At 65.9% G+C, this 14456-nt stretch carries 15 protein-coding genes and 1 riboswitch; of the genes, 8 read left to right on the top strand and 7 right to left on the bottom strand.

Going from position 1 to position 14456, the window contains the following annotated elements; genetic code table 11:
* Positions 1–25 precede the first annotated feature (25 nt).
* Complete coding sequence (locus tag HZZ13_RS14985) at positions 26–904, bottom strand: MJ0042-type zinc finger domain-containing protein (protein WP_197960340.1); 879 nt, start codon at positions 902–904, stop codon at positions 26–28.
* Between the two features lie 189 nt (positions 905–1093).
* Between HZZ13_RS14985 and ftsE the strand changes: the two genes are divergently transcribed.
* The 4 genes from ftsE to HZZ13_RS14965 all read left to right on the top strand — a co-directional run bounded on the left by ftsE (position 1094) and on the right by HZZ13_RS14965 (position 4273).
* Complete coding sequence (gene ftsE / locus HZZ13_RS14980) at positions 1094–1753, top strand: cell division ATP-binding protein FtsE (protein WP_057028593.1); 660 nt, start codon at positions 1094–1096, stop codon at positions 1751–1753.
* Positions 1746–2714, top strand: coding sequence for a cell division protein FtsX (locus tag HZZ13_RS14975; RefSeq protein ID WP_197960339.1), 969 nt, complete (start codon positions 1746–1748; stop codon positions 2712–2714). Before ftsE ends, HZZ13_RS14975 begins: the two co-directional genes overlap by 8 nt.
* Positions 2715–2786: 72 nt before the next feature.
* Positions 2787–3491 carry a YdcF family protein gene (locus tag HZZ13_RS14970; RefSeq protein WP_197960338.1) on the top strand — a complete coding sequence of 235 codons (705 nt, stop codon included), beginning with the start codon at positions 2787–2789 and terminating at the stop codon, positions 3489–3491.
* Positions 3492–3502: 11 nt separating this feature from the next.
* A complete protein-coding gene (locus HZZ13_RS14965; protein ID WP_197960337.1) occupies positions 3503–4273 on the top strand; it encodes a lysophospholipid acyltransferase family protein in 771 nt (256 codons plus the stop codon).
* A 97-nt stretch (positions 4274–4370) separates the two neighbouring features.
* Here the strand turns inward: HZZ13_RS14965 and HZZ13_RS14960 are convergent, their stop codons facing one another.
* Positions 4371–4982 carry a gamma-glutamylcyclotransferase gene (locus HZZ13_RS14960; RefSeq protein WP_197960336.1) on the bottom strand — a complete coding sequence of 204 codons (612 nt, stop codon included), beginning with the start codon at positions 4980–4982 and terminating at the stop codon, positions 4371–4373.
* 110 nt (positions 4983–5092) lie between these two features.
* Between HZZ13_RS14960 and HZZ13_RS14955 the strand changes: the two genes are divergently transcribed.
* A complete protein-coding gene (locus HZZ13_RS14955) occupies positions 5093–6277 on the top strand; it encodes a DUF2125 domain-containing protein (protein WP_197960335.1) in 1185 nt (394 codons plus the stop codon).
* A 117-nt stretch (positions 6278–6394) separates the two neighbouring features.
* Here HZZ13_RS14955 and HZZ13_RS14950 read toward each other — a convergent pair whose 3' ends face one another.
* The 3 genes from HZZ13_RS14950 to HZZ13_RS14940 are packed head-to-tail and all read right to left on the bottom strand — an operon-like array spanning position 6395 to position 9306.
* Entirely contained in the window at positions 6395–7330 is a 936-nt protein-coding gene (locus tag HZZ13_RS14950) for a prephenate/arogenate dehydrogenase family protein (protein WP_197960334.1), read from the bottom strand.
* On the bottom strand, positions 7327–8424 hold the full coding sequence (gene hisC, locus HZZ13_RS14945) for a histidinol-phosphate transaminase (RefSeq protein ID WP_197960333.1): 1098 nt from the start codon (positions 8422–8424) through the stop codon (positions 7327–7329). The genes HZZ13_RS14950 and hisC overlap by 4 nt, the downstream gene beginning before the upstream one ends.
* 33 nt (positions 8425–8457) lie before the next feature.
* Positions 8458–9306 carry a chorismate mutase gene (locus tag HZZ13_RS14940; RefSeq protein ID WP_197960332.1) on the bottom strand — a complete coding sequence of 283 codons (849 nt, stop codon included), beginning with the start codon at positions 9304–9306 and terminating at the stop codon, positions 8458–8460.
* A 156-nt stretch (positions 9307–9462) separates the two neighbouring features.
* Positions 9463–9542: riboswitch (SAM riboswitch) on the top strand.
* Positions 9543–9636: 94 nt separating this feature from the next.
* Between HZZ13_RS14940 and metX the strand changes: the two genes are divergently transcribed.
* Together metX and metW are read left to right on the top strand one after the other, a co-directional pair.
* Positions 9637–10839, top strand: coding sequence for a homoserine O-acetyltransferase MetX (gene metX / locus HZZ13_RS14935; protein ID WP_197960522.1), 1203 nt, complete (start codon positions 9637–9639; stop codon positions 10837–10839).
* A 2-nt stretch (positions 10840–10841) separates the two neighbouring features.
* Positions 10842–11504, top strand: a complete 663-nt coding sequence (gene metW, locus HZZ13_RS14930; RefSeq protein ID WP_197960331.1) for a methionine biosynthesis protein MetW — start codon at positions 10842–10844, stop codon at positions 11502–11504.
* A gap of 116 nt (positions 11505–11620) precedes the next feature.
* Here the strand turns inward: metW and HZZ13_RS14925 are convergent, their stop codons facing one another.
* Positions 11621–12484, bottom strand: coding sequence for an alpha/beta fold hydrolase (locus HZZ13_RS14925; RefSeq protein ID WP_197960330.1), 864 nt, complete (start codon positions 12482–12484; stop codon positions 11621–11623).
* Between the two features lie 217 nt (positions 12485–12701).
* Between HZZ13_RS14925 and HZZ13_RS14920 the strand changes: the two genes are divergently transcribed.
* Positions 12702–13361, top strand: a complete 660-nt coding sequence (locus tag HZZ13_RS14920) for a TIGR02594 family protein (RefSeq protein WP_197960329.1) — start codon at positions 12702–12704, stop codon at positions 13359–13361.
* Positions 13362–13454: 93 nt separating this feature from the next.
* Here the strand turns inward: HZZ13_RS14920 and HZZ13_RS14915 are convergent, their stop codons facing one another.
* Positions 13455–14243 (bottom strand): MOSC domain-containing protein, encoded by a 789-nt coding sequence (locus HZZ13_RS14915; RefSeq protein ID WP_197960328.1) that lies wholly within the window; start codon positions 14241–14243, stop codon positions 13455–13457.
* Between the last annotated feature and the right edge of the window lie 213 nt (positions 14244–14456).

Genomic DNA, 14456 nt, shown 5'->3' with positions numbered 1-14456 from the left:
AAATCAACTCTCCCGCGCGGGGCGTTTATACGCTGCCGCCGGCAATGTCGCGCCGGTTGAAGAAACGAACGTCGATGTTGCGACCCTCCGGCGGCGGCGAGGCCAGGCGGGAGCGGAAGAAGGCGCGCTCACCGGGCCGCAGCACGGTCTGCTCCAGCACCGTGTTCCAGGCATAGATCTCCGCGCCTTGGGCGTCGCGCACGGCAAAGCGCAACCGCGGAATGTCGAGCGGCTTCTTGCCCTCGCCCACGATCACGCCCTCGATCACCAATACCTGCTTACCGTCCACCGTCTCGCTGGAGAGCTTGACGTCCTTGAAGGCGAGACCCCGCAAGTTCACCTCAAGCCCGACCATCTTGTAGAAGGCTGCCGTCTGCGGCAGCAGCCGCACCACGTCGCCACGCCAGAGCACCAGTGCCAGCACCAGCGCGCCCATCGCGGCGCAGGCGGTCGGCAGGCCAAGATAGGATTTGCGCGGCGCCGCGGCGGGGACCGGGCGGCTCACCCGCGCGCCGCGGCCGCGGAACAGGCTGCGGAACCAGGACTGGTGCTGCGCGCCTGCGGCGTCCTCTTCGACCTGCCGGGCCGCTGCTGACCACTCGTCCTCGGTTTCGCGGGCGTGCTCATCCGGCCAGTCGCTGGCGATCGAGGGGCTATCGACGACGGGCGCATCAGCGGCACCGTCGTCCTTGGCATAGGAGTTCCATTGTTCAGCGAGGTCGGATTGGTCGTCGGCTCGGCTGGCCGCGGCCATGGCCGGAACGGATGCCTCCTCGATGGCATCCTCGGCATGGGCGATCCAGGTCTCCTTGCAGCGGGAGCAGCGGACCGCCCGCCCGTTCGCCCCAAGGCTCGCGAGCTTGATGGCGTAGGATGTCATACAATGGGGGCAGACGATATGCATGGACGAGCCTTGATGCATGAACGAAGGTCTTGGACTGGTCTTGACGATGCCACGGTCGAGAACCGGGCGCCCTTTATGCTACAGGGCGACCGTTAACGAACCGGAAACCATAACGGCGGCAAAACCCGTTGAGCGCGCATGGCGGAGCGCCGCAATGCGACCCGCGCCCCCTCTCGAACGGAGCTGAGCTTGGTTCGGTTCGAAAATGTCGGATTGCGTTACGGTCTGGGGCCGGAGATCCTGCGCGACCTCACCTTCCAGATTCCCGCGCATTCCTTCCAGTTCCTCACCGGACCGTCCGGAGCGGGCAAGACGTCCCTGCTGCGCCTGTTGTTCCTGTCGCATCGACCGACGCGGGGCCTCGTCAACCTGTTCGGCCACGACATCTCGCAGCTCGGCAAGGACGAGATCGCGGATTTGCGCAAGCGCATCGGCATCGTGCTCCAGGATTTCCGCCTGCTCGATCACATGACGACCTATGAGAACGTCGCGCTGCCGTTCCGCGTCATGGGCCGCAGCGAGTCGAGCTACCGCAAGGAGGTGATCGACCTGTTGCGCTGGGTCGGCCTCGGCGACCGCATGGACGCGCTGCCGCCGATCCTGTCGGGTGGCGAGAAGCAGCGCGCCGCGATCGCGCGCGCCGTGATCTCGCGGCCGCAGCTGCTGCTCGCGGACGAGCCGACCGGCAGCGTCGACCCGACGCTCGGCCGCCGCCTGCTGCGACTCTTCATCGAGCTCAACAAATCAGGCACCGCCGTCATCATCGCCACCCACGACATCGGCCTGATGGACCAGTACGAAGCACGGCGGCTGGTGCTGCACCAGGGACGGCTGCACGTCTATGAGTAGGCTGGACGAGCGCGGCGTGCTGGTCGATCTCGGACAGGAGCGTCCGCAGCTTCCGGCCAAGGCGCGCAACATGTCGCCGATCGTGCCGCGCGCCTCGATCCACGGCAGAGCGCTGGTCGCCGTCGTCGCCATCATGACCTTTCTCGCCTCGATGGCCACGGGCACGGTGCTGCTGGTCAGTGCCTCCGCCGCCGAATGGCAGTCGGATGTCGCGAGCGAAATCACCATCCAGGTTCGTCCGCAGGTCGGCCGCGATCTCGAGCGCGACACCGCAGCCGTGGCAGAAGCGATGCGCGCGCAAGCCGGCATCGTCGAGGTCAAGCCGTTCACCAGGGAGGAGAGCGGCAAGCTGCTCGAGCCCTGGCTCGGCACCGGCCTGTCGATGGACGATCTGCCGGTGCCGCGCATGATCATCGCGCGCGTGCAGCCGGGCACGCCGCTCGATCTCGGCGCCTTGCGCGCGCGCGTCACGCAGGTCGCGCCGAGCGCCAGCGTCGACGATCACCGCGCCTGGATCGAACGCATGCGCCTGATGACGAACGCCACCGTGCTGGCCGGCCTCGGTATCCTCGCGCTCGTCATCATCGCAACCATCATCTCGGTGTCGTTCGCGACCCGCGGCGCCATGGCGGCGAACCGTCCGATCGTCGAGGTCCTGCATTTCGTCGGCGCCGGCGACCGCTACATCGCCAACCACTTCTTGCGTCATTTCCTCAGGCTGGGTCTGGAGGGCGGCGTGATCGGCGGGGGCACCGCCATGCTGGTGTTCGGCTTCTCCGAGTCCATCGCTGGCTGGTTTTCCGGTACCCCCGTCGGCGACCAGTTCGCCGCGCTGCTCGGTACCTTCTCGTTGCGCCCCTCCGGCTACGTCGTGCTCGCGGTCCAGGCGGTGCTGATCGGCGCCATCACCGCAATCGCCTCGCGCCAGACGCTGTTCGCGACATTGAACGACGTCGACTAGGCTTGCTAAACCGGACTCCACTTCGCCTCAAAACGTCATAAAATCACGTCGGGAAGGGATCACCGACATCGCATGACCTCGCCGACCGACGATCGATCGCCGAAACTGCCGCGCGGCTGGCTGCGCGCGACAATCGTGTCGACGATCGCGTTCGCCTTCGTCGGCGCGGCGGCGGGCTTCGTTGCATTCCTGTCGCAATTGCGCGTCGCCGAGACGGTGCCGGACCGCAAGGCGGACGGCATCGTGGTGCTGACCGGCGGCTCCTCGCGGGTATCGGACGCGATGGAGCTGCTGGCTGCCGGCTATGGCAGGCGGCTCCTGATCTCCGGCGTGCATCCGACCTCGACGGCGAGCGATATCTCCCGGACCTTGCCGGAGAACCAGTCCTTCATGACCTGCTGCGTCGATCTCGACCGCACCGCGCTTTCGACCCGCGGCAACGCGGCGGAGGCGCGGCGCTGGGCCGAGGGGCGCCGGTTTACGTCTCTGATCGTGGTCACCTCGAACTATCACATGCCGCGTGCGCTGGTGGAATTCTCGCATGCGATGCCACGGACGACGCTGATCCCGTTCGCGGTGGTCGGCGAAAAATGGCGCGAGGAGCCGTGGTGGACCTCGGGCTCGACGCTGCGGCTGCTCCTGTCCGAATACGTCAAGTACATTGCGGCCGAGCTTAGGGTGCGGCTGGAAGATTTCGGGATTGACCTTTGGCCCGAGATGTCGGAGCAGCCTGCAGGTCAGCAACCGAGGCGACCCGCCACCGCACAGGCCAATTGATCGGACCATCGATGTTCCTGATTTTTCTGCGCTCGCTCGTGTTCAACGTGCTGTTCTATGCCGTGCTGGTCTGTCTCGCGATCGTTGCGCTGCCGACCTTTGCATTGCCGCCGCGCGCTATGCTGACGGTGGCGGAATGGTGGGCCAAGGCCACGCTGGTCCTGATGCGCCTGGTCTGCAACATCAAGGTGGAATTCCGCGGGGTGGAGAAGATCCCGACTGGACCGCTGCTGATCGTGGCCAAGCATCAGTCGTTCTGGGAGACCTTCGTGCTGCCGGGTTTCTTCAACCGGCCGATCTTCATCCTCAAGCGCCAGCTGATGCAGATCCCGGTGTTCGGCCAGTTCCTGGTCAAGACCGGGATGATCGCGATCGACCGCAACGCCGGCGTGAAGGCGCTGCTCGACATGACGCGGCGCGCGCGCGAGGCGGTGCGCAGCGGAAAGCAGCTCGTGATCTTCCCGGAAGGCACGCGCCGTGCGCCGGGTGCGCCGCCCTACTACAAGACCGGCTTTGCGCAGATCTATTCCTCATGCGGCGTGCCGTGCCTGCCGATTGCGCTCAATTCCGGCCTGTTCTGGCCGCGCCGCACCTTCATGCGCTATCCGGGCACGCTGGTGGTGGAGTTTCTCGAACCGTTGCCGCCCGGTCTGCCGAAGGAGGAGTTTCTCGCACGCGTGCAAGCGGCGATCGAGGACGCGACCGCCCGCCTCGTCGAAGCGGGGCGGAAAGAGCAGGAGCAGTTGATCGGCTCGGCGCCGAGCTACGCGCGGGCGGGCTAAAGCGCGATGAGATTGGGATGAATCATCATCGCGCTTTAGGTTGTTGTTTACGCATGATCTTTCCGGAAAACCGCTTCGCACTTTTCCGGATCATGCTTTAGCGGCTTTCGCGATCTTCGTCCCGATCCGCCGCGTGCAGGGAATGCGCATCACCATGCAGCATCAATGCGAGCTGATGCAACTGGGTGTCGCGAAACCCTTCGGCCTCGATCGCCTTCACCGTCGCGGTGACGTAGTCGCGGTTGGCGCCGGACTGGCCGTGGCCCTGGACGACATGGCGGTGCTGCTCGGCGAGCGAGAGCCGGCCGGCATATTGCACATGGCCGCGGTCGACGACGTAGGCGAGCGCGGAGACGCGCTGGCGCGCATCGTTCTCCAGCCACACCGAGCGCATCACCTCGCGATAGACCGAGGTGACCTGCTCGCGTGCGCGCAAGTATGCGACCACCTCGACACGGTTCTTCTCGGCGACGCGGAAGGCGATGCCGCGGCAGGCGCCGCCGCGGTCGAGTCCGAGCACCAGGCCCGGCTTCTCCGGCGTGCCGCGATGCACGAAGGAATAGACGCAGAGCGCGCGGTGCTCGCCGACCAGCCGCGCCGGGACGCGCTCCTCGAAGTCGAAGCCCGGCCGCCACATCAGCGAGCCGTAGCCGAACACCCAGAGGTCGCCGTTGGCTGTGGTGACGGAGGGGAGGGTGATTTCGGACATTTCGGGCACGGCTACCAGAACCCTGCGCCCAAGCGAAGCGATTTCTGCGCCTTTCGTCGCAGGCCGGCTCCGCTTACATTTGCCTGAATCTGGCGTCAAAGGGTCGCCGCATGTCCAATATGACCGTTGCCACAGGCCGCCGCTCCCGCTGGGGCCTCTTCATCGCCCCCGTTCTCCTCCTGGTCCTTGCCGTCGCCTGGAGCTGCTTCTGGTTCTATGCGGCGTCGCAGGCCGAAATCGCCGCCGACGCCTGGCGGGCGCAGGAAGCCAAGGCCGGCCGCATCTATGATTGTGCCAAGCGCTCGATTGCCGGCTTCCCGTTCCGCTTCGAGGTCCAATGCTCCGGCGCCAGCGTCGCCCTGGTCTCGCAGAATGCGAGCAAGACGCCGTTCACGGCCAAGCTCGACAACATCCTGGTCGTAGCCCAGGTCTACGACCCCAAGCGCATCATCGCCGAATTCTCCGCGCCTGCGACGCTGATCGACGGTGTCACGCAAAACACCTTCACCGTGAATTGGAGCAAGGGCCGCGCCAGTGTGGCGGGCCTGCCGGCGGTGCCGGACCGCGCCTCCATCGTGTTCGATGAGCCCAGCCTCAACCGTCTCGATGGCAGCGTGCAGGTGCCGCTTGCGCGCGCCAGGCAGGTCGAACTCCACGGTCGGCTCGCCGACGGATCATCAGCCGATCATCCCGTCATCGAGACCGTGCTCCATGTCGCGCAGGGCAGCATCCAGGGCGTGCATCCGCTGCTCGCCGAGCCGTTCGAGGCGGACACCCGCGCCAAGATCACCGGCCTCTCCGACCTCACGCCAAAGCCCTGGCCGCAGCGCTTCCGCGAGATCCAGGCCGCCGGCGGTCACATCGAGATCGTGCAGTCGCGGATTCAGCAGGGCGAGATGATCGCGGTTGCCGCCGGCACGCTCGGCCTGTCGCCCAACGGCCGGCTCGACGGCGAATTGCAGATGACGGTGACCGGCCTCGAGCGCGTAATCCCGGCGCTCGGCATCGAAAAGATGCTGGAGGAGGGCGTGCCGCAGGCAACGCTCGATCGTCTCGCGCCCGGCGTGAAGTCGCAGGACCTCAACAATCTGTTCGGCGCGCTCGACCGCGCGGTGCCCGGCCTCGGCAAGGTCATCAAGCAGAACGCCAATGCCGGCGTTGCCGCCGGCATCAATTCAATCGGCACCGAGAGCACGCTCGAAGGCAAGAAGGCGCGGAGCTTCCCGCTGAAATTCGTCGACGGCGCCGTGCTGCTCGGCCCCGTTAAGGTCGGGCAGATCCCGCCGCTGTATTGAAGACTCTCTCGTCATTCCAGGGCGATGCGTAGCATCGAACCCGGAATCCATTTCACCGCGTGCGCTGTGGCCTGATGGATTCCGGGCTCGCCCTTCGGGCGCCCCGGAATGACAGGCTCACGGCTTCTTCAGCGCCGCATGCGGCCGGCCGAAATCGGGCGCGGCGGAATCCTGGCCGATCTCGACGATGCCGCGGCGGATGGCGCGGGTGCGGGTGAAGTGATCGAACAGCGCCTCCCCATCGCCGCGGCGGATCGCGCGGGTGAGCTTGGCGAGATCCTCGGTGAAGGTGCCGAGCATCTCCAGCACCGCCTCCTTGTTGGCGAGGAAGACGTCGCGCCACATCGTCGGATCGGAGGCGGCGATACGGGTGAAATCGCGAAAGCCGCCGGCGGAGAATTTGATCACCTCGGATTCCGTCACCTGCGCCAGCTCGTCGGCGGTGCCGACGATGGTGTAGGCGATCAGATGCGGCAGGTGGCTGGTGATGGCGAGCACGAGATCATGGTGATCCGGCGTCATCACCTCGACCTTGGCGCCCATCGCGGCCCAGAACGCGCGCAGGCGGTCGGTCGCCGCTGCGTCGGTGCCGTCGGGTGGGGTCAGGATGCACCAGCGGTTGATGAAGAGCTCGGCAAAGCCGGAATCCGGGCCGGAATGCTCGGTGCCTGCCACCGGATGCGCCGGCACGAAATGAATGCCGCCCGGCAGATGCGGGGCCATGTCCCTGACCACCGCGCCCTTGACCGAGCCGACGTCGGAGACGATCGCGCCCGGCTTGAGATGCGGCGCGATCTCCTGCGCCACGGGTCCGCAGGCGCCGACGGGAATGCAGAGGATGACGAGATCGGCATCCTTCACCGCCTCCGCATTGGTCGCCACGACCTGATCGACGATGCCGAGCTCGGCGACGCGTGCGCGCGTCTTTTCCGAGCGCGCAGTGGTGACGATCTCGCCCGCGAGATCTTGGAGCTTCGCAGCGCGGGCGATCGAGCCACCGATCAGGCCGAAGCCGATCAGCGCAACGCGCTGGAAGTGTCCCTGCGCACTCATTTGCCGCCCATGAAGTCGCGCAAGCCTTCGACGACGAGGCGGTTGGCCTCCTCGGTGCCGATGGTCATGCGCAGCGCATGCGGCAGGCCGTAATTCTTCAGTGCGCGCAGCACGAGTCCCCGCTTGGTCAGGAAAGCGTCGGCGTCGTCGGCGGTCTTGCCCTTGTCGGTCGGGAAGTGGATCAGCACGAAATTGGCGACGCTCGGCGTCACCTTCAGCCCGAGCTTGCCGATTTCCTCGGTGAGCCTGTTGCGCCAGGTTTCGGTGAACTGCTTCGACATCGCCTGATGCGCGGTGTCCTCGATCGCGGCAACCGCGGCGTACATCGCCGGCGTCGACACGTTGAAGGGGCCGCGGATGCGGTTGACGGCGTCGATGATGTGCTCGGGGCCGAACATCCAGCCGATGCGCAGCGCGGCGAGGCCGTGGATCTTGGAGAAGGTGTGCGTCACCACCGTGTTCTCGGTGGTGGCGACGAGTTCGATTCCCATCTCATAGTCGTTGCGCGAGACGTAGTCGCAATAGGCGGCGTCGAGCACCAAGAGCACGTGCGAGGGCAGGCCGGCGCGTAGCCGCTTGACCTCGTCGAACGGCAGATAGGTGCCGGTCGGGTTGTTGGGATTGGCGAGCCAGACCAGCTTCGTCCGCGGTGTCACGGCCTTGAGGATGGCGTCGACGTCGGCGGTGAAGTTGGTTTCGGGCGCGACCACGTTCTTGGCCCCGTTCGCCATGGTCGCGATCGGGTAGACCAGGAAGCCATGCGTGGTCGAGATCGCCTCGTCGCCGTGGCTGAGATAAGTGTGCGCCAAAAGATTGAGGATCTCGTCCGAGCCGGCGCCGCAGATGATGCGGTTGGGATCGAGCCCGAACGAGCGGCCGATCGCCTCGCGCAGCACGCGCGAGGTGCCTTCCGGATAGTCCTCCAGATGATCTGCCACGCGCTTGAACGCCTCGATCGCCTTGGGCGAGGGCCCGAACGGCGTCTCGTTGGCCGAGAGCTTGAACACCTTGCGGCCCGGCTCCGGCACGGGGCTCTTGCCGGGCGTGTAGGGCGCAATATCGAGAATGCCGGGATTCGGCACGGGGCGGGACATCTTGGACTCCGGATAGGCTAGGCTTTTCGCGATTTACGATTTCGGCCCGGTCGGGGGCACCGTATAGCGCGTTGCGTGGCTGCCGACGAGGGCCACGGAGCGCACCGAGGCCCCCGCCTCGATCAGGGCAGCCCTGATCTTGTCGATGCTGGTCGCGCCGGTGACCGAGACCAGCAGCGCTGCGCCGTCGAAGGCGGTATCGGGCACCGCCACGATCTCGGCGAGGGGCGACAGCGCGCGAGCGACCTCGGCGTTCCATCCGGAGACGCGCACGCTGAAGGTCTCAACCTCCGTCACCAGGGCGCTGTCGGCGACGCGCGAGATCGCGAATACCGGCAGTGCGGCGGGATGGTCGGCGCGCTCGATGAAGGGCATCCGCGCGATGATCTTCGGTGCGCCTTCTGCCTCCAGCTCCAGCCACCATGGCGTGCGGCTCGAGGTCGCCGAGACCAGCGCCAGGTCACCCTTGGATTTCGCCACCGCCTCGACCGCGGCCTGCGCGCTGAAATGGGCGACGTAAGGCACAGTGAAGCCGAAATGGAAGCGCGCGGAATCGCGCATCGCCGGCTCGCTCACCGAGACGTCGGCGTGCACGGAGAACGGCGCCTGCACATAGGTGAACGTCGAGATGATGACGCGCCAGATGCTCTCGACCGTGTCGAGCGGCAGGATGCCGCGATGACGTTGCACGATCTCGCGCATCATGGAAGCCTCGCGCGCGGGCCGGAATGCCGAGCCGACCTCCTGGGTCTGCTTCACCTGGATCAGGCGATCGATGATGTCGCCGCGCTGCATGAGCAGGCGATGCATGCCCTCGTCGATCGCGTCGATCTCCTTGCGCAGTTCCTGCAACGATGGTGGCGCGGGCGGACGTTGGGACATGTCTGGTCGTCGATCGTTCCGATGGGTGACGTCCTGATTAGGCAGTCGTGGCGGCGAAAGCAAAGAGAAATGACGTCCTTTGCGGTCGACGCGAGAGAGACGAATTGGGCCGATCCGGGCCGCGACTTGACGAAAACCGCCCAAGACGGTAGCTTTTGCCCGTTCCGTGGTCATTTGAGCCGGCCGGCTTGCAGCCACGTTAAAAAACTCGCTAAACAGGCCGGGGACGCTTCCGATCCCGGCCGAACCTATCGTTCAGGCCGGGTTTTTCATGGCCTGATGTCAGCGGCGCGGTCGAGCAGCCAGTCGCAAACGAGGTCGATGTCCGAGATGGGTAGCGTCAAGCCGATACCGAGTCCCGCGATCAGCGCCGACGAGCGGTCGCACGAGGTGGACCATCCAAGCTCGCTGGTTGCGCATTTCGGACCTGAGCAGCCGCTGCGGCTCGACTGCGGCATCGATCTCTCCCCGTTCCAGATCGCCTACCAGACCTATGGCGAGCTCAATGCCGATCGCTCCAATGCGGTGCTGATCTGCCATGCACTGACCGGCGATCAGCACGTTGCCAACGTGCATCCCGTCACCGGCAAGCCCGGCTGGTGGGAAACGCTGGTCGGGCCCGGCCGTCCCATCGACCCCAAGCACTACTTCATCATCTGCTCCAACGTGATCGGCGGCTGCATGGGCTCGACCGGGCCGGCGTCGATCAATCCCGCCACCGGCAAGGTCTGGGGCCTCGATTTCCCCGTCATCACCATTCCGGACATGGTGCGCGCGCAGGCGATGCTGATCGACCGGCTCGGCATCGACACGCTGTTTGCCGTCGTCGGCGGCTCGATGGGCGGCATGCAGGTCCTGCAATGGACCGCGGCCTATCCGGAGCGCGTGTTCTCTGCGCTCGCGATTGCCTGCGCGACGCGGCACTCGGCGCAGAACATCGCCTTTCACGAGCTCGGCCGCCAGGCCGTGATGGCTGACCCCGACTGGCACGGTGGCGGCTATGCCGATCGCGGCATCCATCCGCATCGCGGGCTCGCGGTGGCGCGGATGGCGGCGCACATCACCTATCTCTCGGACGCGGCGCTGCATCGCAAGTTCGGCCGGCGCATGCAGGACCGCGAGCTGCCGACCTTCTCGTTCGACGCCGACTTCCAGGTCGAATCCTATCTGCGTTACCAGGGCTCGTCCTTCGTCGAGCGCTTCGACGCCAATTCCTATCTCTATCTGACGCGGGCGATGGACTATTTCGACATCGCCGCCGATCACGGCGGCGTGCTGGCCAAGGCCTTCGCCGGCATCAGGACCCGCTTCTGCGTGGTCTCCTTCACCAGCGACTGGCTGTTCCCGACCTCGGAATCGCGCGCGCTGGTGCACGCGCTGAACGCTTCGAGCGCGCGGGTGTCGTTCGCCGAGATCGAGACCGATCGCGGCCATGACGCCTTCCTGCTCGACGTGCCCGAATTTTTCGATATCTCCCGCGCCTTCCTGCAATCGGCAGGCAAGGCCCGCGGGCTCAGCCTCGAGGACCGCTAGCGATGTCCGTCCAGGAAGTGCTGCCGCTGAACGGCGTTGCGACCGCGCCGTCCGGCCAGTTTCGCGCCGATCATCTGCTGGTTGCCGAAATGGTCAAGCCGGGCTCGAAGGTGCTCGACGTCGGCTGCGGCGACGGCGATCTGCTTCAGCTGTTGGAGACCCGCGGCATCGACGGTCGCGGCATCGAATTGTCGCGCGAGGGCGTCAACCGCTGCGTCGCCAAGGGGCTTGCGGTGGTGCAGGGCGATGCCGACACCGATCTCGTCAACTATCCCGACGATGCCTTCGACTACGTGATCCTGTCGCAGACGCTGCAGGCGACGCGGCAGCCGAAGGTCGTGCTGGAGAATTTGCTGCGCATCGGCCGCCGCGCCATCGTCTCGTTCCCGAATTTCGGCTTCTGGAAGATGCGGCTCCAGCTCCTGATCGGCGGCCACATGCCGCGCACGGAGAATCTGCCGGCGACCTGGTACGATACCGCCAACATCCATTTCTGCACCATCAAGGATTTCGTGCAGCTCTGCGACGAGATCAACGTCAAGATGGAGCGCTCGGTCGCGCTCGATCTCTACGGCCGCCCGGTGCCGCTGAACCTGCCTTGGTGGGTGTGGAACATGTTCGGCGAGCAGGGTGTGTTTCTGCTCAGCAGGGGCGGGGGGACATAGCCTCTCTGCGTCATTCCGGGGCGATGCGAAGCATCGAGCCCGGAATCCATCGTCGGACAGCGCCTGCAGCCCGATGGATTCCGGGCCTGCGCCTCCGGCGCATCCCGGAATGACGGCTAGTGTGGAGCCACCGACCTCGGATCGCGCACCGGCCAGCGCCCCGCTTCCACCAGCGTGACGAACCGCTCGACGCTCTCGTTGAATAGCGCGGGCTCCTCCAGATTGAGCACGTGGCCGGACTTCGGAAACATCGCGAGCCCCGCCGCGGGCAGGTGCTTTTTCAGGAACAGGCTCGGCCCGATGCAGGGATCGTCCTCGTCGCCGCAGATGATCAGCGCGGGTGTTGCGGCGGCTCTGATCGCGTCCGTCATCGTGTAGATCGAGGGACGGCCGCCCTGGAATCCGCGCATGGTGCGCGCCGATCCCCTGGCATCGTGCCGCGCCAGCGCGGCGTAGAAATCGGCGTGCCCGCGCGGGTCCTTCACCAGGAACGGAATCCGGCTCGGCGCCTCGCGCGTGACTTTCGCGACCTCGGCGGACCCCAGCGTCTCGAACTGCTCGGCATTGGCGCGGCACTGCTTGCGCCAATCGTCGAGGGTCTCGAGCTCCGAGCCGGAGCCGACGCCGGCCAGCGTCATCGACAGCGCGCGCTGCGGCGCGTTGAGCCCGATCTGCAGCGCGGAATAGGCGCCCATCGACAGCCCGACGAGATGCGCGCGCTCGATCTTGAGATGATCGAGCACCGCAAGCGCATCGGTGTAGAAATGCGTGTAGGTGTAGACCTCGCCCTCGGGCACGTCCGACGGCGTGTAACCGCGCGCCGAATAGGTGATGCAGCGATGGCCACGCGAGAAGTAGCGCATCTGCGGCTCCCAATTGGTGTAGTCGGCCGCGAACTCATGCAGAAAAAGTATCGGCGTTCCCTGGCCCGCCTCCTCGAAATAGATGCGGATGCCGTCCCGGGTCGTGGCGTGGGGCATTAACCGTTTCCCTCTGTTTCAGGCCGTGCTCGAGGATCGCAGTTAATTCTGTTGTCGGCAATGCGGCAGCCGCAGCCCAGCACGAACACAAGATCATCGCAGCTATTCGCAAGGCGTCGCGTCTTTTTCTCGCCACATCGGGCGGCTTAACGGCCAAACGCATGTCGGCCATTGCACGGGCCGGCGGGAAGAGAGGGTGTCAACTAGGGATGAAAGAATGGTTGAGTTGTTTGCGTATCGCCTGTCGCGTCGTGTTGTCGCGCTGGCGCTTCTCTTCGCGGCGGTCGCCGCGTTCGTTTCTCCGGCCGCGGCCCGGCCGCATCATCGCCATAGCGCAGAGCGGCACGCTTATGTGCACCACGCCAGGCATCATCATCACCGCCATCATGCGAGAGGCTCGCGCTTCGAGCGCAGCACGGCGCAATTGCAGGCGAGCGGTTTCGCCGACACCCAGGCGAGCTTCGATCCCAACGTCAACAATGGCGGCATGGCTGGCAACGCCATGGCCGCAAGCGACGGCTTCGGCGGCGGATCGGGCCTCGTTTCCGAGGCGCGCCGCTATATCGGCGGCAATCCGACCGGCCGCGGCAGCCTGTGGTGCGCGCGCTTCATGAACATGGTGCTGGAGCATACCGGCCATCGGGGCACCGGCTCCGACATGGCGAGCTCGTTCGCGCGCTACGGCACGCGCATCTCCGGTCCGCAGGTCGGCGCCATCGCCGTGATGTCGCGCGGCGGCCGCGGCGGTCATGTCGGCATCATCACCGGCATCGATGCGCAGGGTAATCCGATCATGATCTCCGGCAACAACGGCAACCGCGTCCGCGAAGCCCCGGTCTCGCGCGGCAAGATCTATGCGTATGTGAGGCCGAACTGAGCTGACGATGCGTGGAGTGGGCGGACCCTCGCGTCATGTGAGATTGTCGTCCCGGACAAGCGTCAGCGCAGATCCGGGACGACGAGCGAGGGCTCACACCAGTTTCGGCTCTTCCACTGCCACCACATCCCCGACGCCGACGTCACCGTCGGCGATCACCTCGGCATAGATGCCGCACTCCATGTGGCCGAGGTGGCGCGAGAGCGTGGGCGGAATTTCGAGATCGCGCTTGGCGGTCTCGGGGTCGACATTGGTGGCCGGGCAGCGGACGATGCGCTTGATCACCTTCAGCCGGGCCTGCCCGATCGCGAGCGTCTGGCCGACGAGGTCGAGCTCCGACCAGGCCGGCCAGCCCTTGACGTAGAGATTGGCGCGGAAGCGCAGCGGATGCACGGCGACGCCGCCGAGCATGGTCTCGATGGCGCGGACGCTGCCAAGATTGATGATGGAGACGACCTTGCGGGCGACGTCGGAAAAGCTGTGGTCGCGGCCGGACAGAATTTTGGGCGGGCCCTTCAACTCGGGCTGGAAGTTTTCGCGGAAATAGGCCTCGATGGCGGCGCGCCCCGCGGCAGTCTCGAGATCGCCGCTGGCGACGATCTGGCCGCCCTTGCGAATGGTCAGCAGGTTGGTGGCGTCGTCGAACCGGCTGTCGAGCGCAGCCAGCCGCTCATTGCGCGCCAGCATCAGGAATTGGATTTTCGGCTTCCATTCGGGGGCTTCGGGGTTGAAGCCGCTCGGGCCGTTCTCAATGGCGTAGCGGCGGTCGGCCGGTAGCGTCTGGCCGACCCGCAAAGCGGCGCGCGACAGGCGTTCCGGCGTCAGGCCCTTGACGGGATAGCGGTAGAGGCCGGTGATCTCGGCGGTATGGCTGGCTGTCATGCCGCTACTTAAGGGATTCGGCCCGCCAGCGCCAAGCCCGCCGACGCGCGCACGAAATTGTGAAGTTGCCTCTTTCGCATCGGTAACCCGCTTCCCACATCTGCCTCGGGCCGGCGACAACGTCGGCAAGAGACCGCCGTTTGCTGCTTGAGAAACCTCAATGCGGTCAACGGAAACCCAATGAAGATGCCGTATTGGGGTGCCTTAAGAGGG

It is taken from the genome of Bradyrhizobium agreste (assembly GCF_016031625.1).
GTDB classification, from domain to species: Bacteria; Pseudomonadota; Alphaproteobacteria; order Rhizobiales; family Xanthobacteraceae; genus Bradyrhizobium; species Bradyrhizobium agreste.
The sequence above is the reverse complement of the archived record's forward strand: the minus strand, read 5'-3'. Positions and strand labels throughout refer to the sequence as shown.